General features: G+C 33.2%; 5 protein-coding genes and 1 CRISPR repeat array. Of the genes, 3 read left to right on the forward strand and 2 right to left on the reverse strand.

Going from position 1 to position 6,435, the window contains the following annotated elements; translation table 11 throughout:
• Positions 1-136: 136 nt before the first annotated feature.
• Positions 137-652, reverse strand: coding sequence for a DOMON domain-containing protein (locus N2712_06165; GenBank protein MCX8029563.1), 516 nt, complete (start codon positions 650-652; stop codon positions 137-139).
• Between the two features lie 185 nt (positions 653-837).
• Between N2712_06165 and N2712_06170 the strand changes: the two genes are divergently transcribed.
• Positions 838-2,778 carry a hypothetical protein gene (locus tag N2712_06170; protein MCX8029564.1) on the forward strand — a complete coding sequence of 647 codons (1,941 nt, stop codon included), beginning with the start codon at positions 838-840 and terminating at the stop codon, positions 2,776-2,778.
• A 29-nt stretch (positions 2,779-2,807) separates the two neighbouring features.
• On the opposite strand, the gene N2712_06175 is transcribed toward N2712_06170, so the two are convergent.
• Complete coding sequence (locus N2712_06175; GenBank protein ID MCX8029565.1) at positions 2,808-3,680, reverse strand: DUF2225 domain-containing protein; 873 nt, start codon at positions 3,678-3,680, stop codon at positions 2,808-2,810.
• Between the two features lie 90 nt (positions 3,681-3,770).
• On the opposite strand from N2712_06175, the gene N2712_06180 reads away from it, so the two are divergent.
• Together N2712_06180 and N2712_06185 are read left to right on the forward strand one after the other, a co-directional pair.
• Entirely contained in the window at positions 3,771-4,940 is a 1,170-nt protein-coding gene (locus N2712_06180) for an aminotransferase class I/II-fold pyridoxal phosphate-dependent enzyme (protein ID MCX8029566.1), read from the forward strand.
• Between the two features lie 23 nt (positions 4,941-4,963).
• The gene (locus tag N2712_06185) at positions 4,964-5,902 is read left to right on the forward strand and encodes a CapA family protein (protein ID MCX8029567.1); all 939 of its coding nucleotides are present in this window, start codon (positions 4,964-4,966) and stop codon (positions 5,900-5,902) included.
• Positions 5,903-5,947: 45 nt separating this feature from the next.
• A CRISPR array of direct repeats spans positions 5,948-6,388; the repeat unit is 30 nt; unit sequence GTTTCAATCCCTGAAAGGGTAGGTAAAAAC.
• Positions 6,389-6,435 lie beyond the last annotated feature (47 nt).

The following is a 6,435-nucleotide window of genomic DNA, read 5'->3' on the forward strand; positions in this document are numbered from 1 at the left end:
AGGTCTTTTGTATACCTAAGTGAATTAAGGAGCTTATAACAGTTGTGTTTTAAGGAGGTAAACATTTTACTTACCTCTTTAAGTGATTTAGATATTGATTCTTTAGATAGACAAAATTCCATTTTTTAATAAATACTTAGAATTTAACCTTGGTAGCACCTCTCTTTGAATGGTATGATTTAATGGAATCACTTACTGAATATGCCCATATTACGTCAACTTCTCCTTGTAGAGTTAGATTACCTATCTTTTTGGGTATTACGAATTCAACAGTAGTTTTGTTATTTTCTCTTTTACCTGCGGAACTGATAACCTCGTTTTTCTCAGCTTTAGGATGGTTATGTTTTACTCCTATTGTTTGTTCTACTTCAAACTTGTTTTTATCTTTGTTAAAATACCCTATAAACATAATTGATTTATCCATAACTGGTGATCCAAAACCTATGGCAACCCAACCTTTAGAGTTTGATTCAAGACCAACGTAGACATTTTTTGCGTCACTGGAGATATGGAACTTGAAATCTTTATCAACATTATAAACAGATGTATATTCTTTGTCTTGTATTACGCCATCTACATTTACCTTTGCTTGAGCAAAAGATAAACTTAGCAAAATTGTCAAGGATATTGTAGAAAATATTATTCTCTTCATGTTATCCTCCTTATTTTGATAACTAATATAATTAATTCATACTGATTTAGTCAAATTTTTTTTAAGGGATTGTGATTTATTCATGTTTTTTGGTATGGGATGAGAAACAAATTTTTGTGTAATTTTATAAGGTAGACAATATGTTTTTATTTTCATTAAAATAAACTTCCTATTTGGGGTGTTGTATGGAGTATAGGGATATACTTGAGAGAGTTTTATTGCTTTCAAGGTCTGAGGCGGAGGATAAAGGTTTAGCCCATGATGAGTTAGAAAAACTTGCTAATTTACTTTACGAGAGTTACTACGAGTATGGGTATATAAAGATGAAACCGGCAGAGGCTCTGAGTATACCAATGTATTCATTTGCTTTGTTTCTCAAGAAAGTTTTTAATGATAGGGGTAATGTTTCATCTCCGGTTTCTTCTTATAGGGATTCTAATTGGTTTTCTAGGGTTTCGTTGTGTTACTTGAATGTAAGAGCTGTTGGGGTTAATAGGACTGGAGATTTTATAAGTGCGACTAGGGTTATACCTACTCTTAGGGTTGATGGGATTCATCTATCACCCTTTTTTGATCATGCTTTTAAGATACTGTATGCTATTGATTGTTTATGGGTTATATCTGATGATTTTATTAACAAGTTTTATTTGTCATTGATACCTGCGAAAGAACAAGTTAGGTTTTTCGTTGAGACTGCTCATCTTTTGGGTAAGGTTGTTGGGTTTGATTTAGAGCCTCATACTTCTCAATTTTCTAGGGTTGCTCTTGAATATCCAGAATACTTCAGGTGGATAAAGCTGCAGAGGTATTCTGATGGGACTATAAGACTTGCTGACAATTTATCTCAGAGAGAGCAACTATCGAGTGATTATCAAAAGAAAATTCATTCTGAGGTAAGGAGAATTGTGAAAAAAGTTTTAGGGAAATATGGTTTAAGGTCGTTTTCTAAGGGTGATGTTGGGGCAATAAGAACTGCTCATGCGGAAGTTATTTCTGAACTTATGCAAAATGGCTTATGGACTATACCTACTCATACTTGGAATGGTGTTGGTTTACCAGAGTTTTCGCATTATGTTTATGATAAAAATTATCCGGAGTTTTCATATAAGAATATGAAGGGAGAAGATCATAGAGATCATGCTTTTGGGCTTTTATCTCCTTACAAGTTTTATGACAATTTAGGTATAAATTCTCTGCCTGATCCTTTGAATCCTCCTAAGCTTGACAGGAAGGTTTTAAATTTCTTTTCAAAAATACCTCTTGCTATTATAAGGAAATATGGCTTTGACTTCATAAGATGGGATTTTACGGATCACATATTTGATAGTATTGTAGGTGCTGATCCTAATTATCCTATTTCTGACAGACTTACTCCTAAGGTTATAGACTATGTTGTTAGAAAGGTTAAGAAAGAGTATCCTTATGTTGGGATGTTTTTTGAGAGGATGGGAGATGATTTCAAAAATTACTATAGCATAGGTGCTGATTTGATTCTTGGTGGTGATATATGGGAGGATATATCAAAAGAATATGTAAAGAATGTATTGAAGCTTTCTATTAAGTTACATAGATTTAACAGCAAGAGAAGGAGAAAGATTTCAGTTTCTTATGCTGTTGATACACACGATACGGAAAATCCAGTTATAGACAGAAGTCCTATGATTAAGGGTGGTGAAAAGGTTTTACTTCTTAGATTTTTCCTATCTAGGTTTGGTAGTGCTGGAGAAGGTTTCAGACCTAAATACGAGTGTATAGGTAGTAATGATGGTACTACAGGACTTTTTGAAGCAAACATTTCTTATAAACCTTTAAATTGGAAAAGCAATTCTTACATAAATTCTGTTTATCACAATATAGAGGATACTTTTGATAAGTTTAGGGATATTATATTGAATGGTAAGGTTGTATATGTAAGGTCTAAGCGTAAGGTTGTGTATTGGAAAATAGAGAGTAACAATGGTGATATAGTATGTTTTTTAAACCTTTCGAAGAGAAAAGTGAGGTTTAATATGCCGCAAGGATTTAGATATATTATTTTGCCGTACCATAAGACTGTAATTGAGGATTATTCTGATGGAGTTTACATTTCTTCATTTGAGCCTTTGATTGGTTTTAGTGAAAAGTAGATTTTTTATATGCTAACATGATAGTATTGTCAACTTGTGAGTTCTAATTGTTTTTGTAGTTCTTCTTCATCTTTTGACATTTTTTCGTATAAATCTCTTCCTAGTTCTAGTACATCGGCTGGTTTATTTGGGCTTTTTTTGCCTATACCTACAAACTTAGCTATATATCTTTTGCACTCTGCTATTGCTTGAAGTTTTTTTTGTATATCTTCTTCTGTGAATAGAAGTTTATACTTTAGTACTGCGTAAATATACAATACTCCTTCGAATCCAAAGTCTTTATCTGTGTCAGGTCCGAAAAACTTTATTCCGTCTATAGTTTCTTCTCCTTTTGACTGTTTTTCGATGAAGGTTGTGTAGAATTCAAGTGCTTTTTTATAGAGGATTAGTTGCATTCTTGCATATTCAGGTTTTTTTTCTTCATCGAATAGATCTCCTGCGAGCCATGCTGCTCTTAGGGAGGAAACTGCTTTTTTGAAAGAAGGTGCTAATTTTTTATGTTGGAAGGAGTACGAACTTATGGCCAGGATATAACTCAAGAGTCCGTGTTTAAGGTCTCTAGGTTGTTCGAAATTAATGCTACCTACTATAGCTATTGCATATTCTCCTCTGACTTTTCGGTAGCTTTCTATTCTTGATATATCCTCTGGGGTTATGTACTTGTTTATGAAATCTTCTTTGAATGCGGCGTACAAGCAATTAGGGCATACAGTTATGGGATATATAAGAGGATTTACTTTTCCCCACTTTTGTGTGGGAATATATAATCTTCTCAATTCTTCTGTTAGTTTGCCGGCATTTAGTCTTCCGCCACCGCTCATAAGTTCTTCTCTTCGGAAGTTATATCCGCATATAGGGCATTCTATAGTATCTTTAGCGAAGAAAGTTAAGTTTTCAGGCATGCCAAAAATTTGAATAATGTGTGTATTATTTTCAAGTTTTTGGTAGTGATAAGTTGTTAGATTGGAGGTGTGATTCTGAAAATACTTACTATGAATATTGATAGAGTTAAATCTTTCATAGTGATGGATATACTTGAGAAGTCTGTTGAGATGGAAAAACAAGGAGTTGAGGTTATTCATCTTGAGATAGGTGAGCCTGATTTACCTTTACCACAGAAGGCTACTGCAAAGCTTTATGAGTATTTATCTAACTATAAGATGGGATATACTCCTAGTTTAGGTTTGTACAAGCTTCGAGAGAGTATATCAAGATATTACTTGAATGAATATGGTGTTGATATATCTCCTTCTAATATAGTGATAACACCTGGTAGTTCAATTGGTATATATCTCATGATATCTGTTCTTTTGGATAATGGTGGAGACTTTGTGATTTTTGATCCTTCTTATCCGTGTTATTCTAACTTTATTACCCATTTGGGGGGGAGTATTGTAAGAGTGAATGTTTACAGAGAAAACAATTTCAATCCTACAATAGGGGATATTGATAATGTTATTTCAAGGTCAACAAAAGGTTTTATAGTTGCTTCTCCTTCTAATCCTGCAGGTGTACTGTTAAGAGAGGAGATTTTGGTACATATTCTTGATAGTGGTATACCTTTAATAGTAGATGAGATTTATCAGGGGATTGTGTTTTCTAAACCTAAGAAAAATAGTAGTGTTGCTAGTTATTTCTCGAGGAATGGGAATCTGATAATATCAAATGGTTTTTCAAAATACTTTTGTATGCCTGGGTGGAGGGTAGGGTGGCTTGTAGTACCTGATAGATATCTTCAAAGTCTTCAGAAGCTTCTTCAGAATGTGGTTATTTCTACTTCTACGCCTTCACAGATACTTGCTGATATATGCATAAATGAATGTATACAAGAGTTTGATGAATATACGAAGATATATTATGATAGGCTTTTATCTGCAAAAGAGTATATTGAAAAATTTGGTTTTTCGATAGGGTATGAAATTGATGGTGCTTTTTATATTTACCTTGACTTATCGAAATACACTAAGGACTCTTATGAATTTAGTAAGAGATTTTTATATGAGTATTCTGTTGCTATTACGCCTGGGGTGGATTTTGGGGAGAATAAGACGAATCAATATGTAAGAATTGCTCTTACAAATAGGAAGGAAAATATACTAGTAGGTTTAGAAAGACTTATTAATATGATATATGGATATCATCCGAATCCAAGACCTGTATAAGTGGAATTTGGAGATTTGGGATTATGTTTTTTAGGTTAGTTTTCTTGTTGTTATCAATATTTTTTGTTAATAGTTGTAGCGGTGATGACATGGTAGTAGTTAGGTTAGCTTTTGGTGGAGATTTGATGCTTGATAGGGGGGTTAAGAGAAGTGTATATAGAAATTTTGGTGGTGATTATTTAGGTTTAGTTAGAAATATAACAAACTATATGTTGGGGTTTGATGCTTTTGTAGTTAATCTAGAGGGTCCTATATCTCATAGAGGAAAACAGATACCTAAAAAGTACAGCTTCAGGTTTGAGACAAATGTTGTTAGTATGTTAAAATCTTCTGGTATTAGTATAGTGAATCTTGCGAATAATCACATATACGATTGGGGATATGAGGCTTTTACTGATACTATTAACATTTTATCTTCTAACGGTATAGGTTTTTTTGGTATTGCTGATTTGTCAAATAGTATTGGATATATTTTTGTCAAAAGTAATTATAGTAATGTTTTGAGAATAGGTTTTCTTGGTTTTTCAGAATTTTTAAAGGAGTTGAAACCAACTCGTAAAAGACCTTTGGGTTTATCTGTTATAGATGAGAAAAGTTTAGTTAAAACAATACCGTTGTTTAAGAGTAATGTAGATTTTTTGGTAGTTAGTGTTCATTGGGGTGAAGAGTACAAAAAGACAAATAACAGGTTTCAAGAAAAACTTGCTAAAAAATTTATCGATTTAGGAGCAGATATAGTAATAGGACATCATCCCCATGTTATCCAAAACTATGAGATTTACAAGGGTAAGTATATGTTTTATTCTCTTGGTAACTTTATATTTGATCAAAGATTCTCAAGTGATACTATGGAAGCTGGAGTTGTTGAGGTTGAAATTATAAAATATAGTACAAATTTGATTGTTTCTAATGTCAATTTACGTAAATTTGTTCAGGATCCATTTACTCTAGAATTGAGGTGAGTTTATTTAACTTTTTTTACTCCTTCTTAAAATTATGTTAACTCGATTTCAATCCCTGAAAGGGTAGGTAAAAACTCCTTCAAGAACGAAGTTGAACTCTTCGAAACACTATATGAAGCGTTTCAATCCCTGAAAGGGTAGGTAAAAACTGGTAGCTTCATCTACGAAGTCTTTGAAGCTAGCTATGTTTCAATCCCTGAAAGGGTAGGTAAAAACCTATACCAAGCAAGTATAAACGATTGCTATGCTAGTTGTGTTTCAATCCCTGAAAGGGTAGGTAAAAACGGAAAATTTGAGATTTTTGAAAAAGTAGAAGTTGATGGTTTCAATCCCTGAAAGGGTAGGTAAAAACTAACAAACCAAGTAGAGATAATAAACCAAGTGAAGAGTTTCAATCCCTGAAAGGGTAGGTAAAAACCCCTTATCTTACGAATACACCCATGGGGGAGAAGTTTTGTTTCAATCCCTGAAAGGGTAGGTAAAAACCCCTTATCTTACGAATACACCCATGGGGGAGAAGTTTTGTTTCAATC

The organism is Brevinematales bacterium (assembly GCA_026415355.1).
In the GTDB taxonomy this organism is placed as follows: domain Bacteria; phylum Spirochaetota; class Brevinematia; order DTOW01; family DTOW01; genus SKYB106.

Excerpts from the sequence above, each read along its gene's own strand:
- N2712_06165 (MCX8029563.1), bottom strand. The coding sequence starts at position 652 with ATGAAGAGAATAATATTTTCTACAATATCCTTGACAATTTTGCTAAGT.
- N2712_06170 (MCX8029564.1), top strand. The coding sequence starts at position 838 with ATGGAGTATAGGGATATACTTGAGAGAGTTTTATTGCTTTCAAGGTCT.
- N2712_06175 (MCX8029565.1), bottom strand. The coding sequence starts at position 3,680 with ATGCCTGAAAACTTAACTTTCTTCGCTAAAGATACTATAGAATGCCCT.
- N2712_06180 (MCX8029566.1), top strand. The coding sequence starts at position 3,771 with ATGAATATTGATAGAGTTAAATCTTTCATAGTGATGGATATACTTGAG.
- N2712_06185 (MCX8029567.1), top strand. The coding sequence starts at position 4,964 with ATGTTTTTTAGGTTAGTTTTCTTGTTGTTATCAATATTTTTTGTTAAT.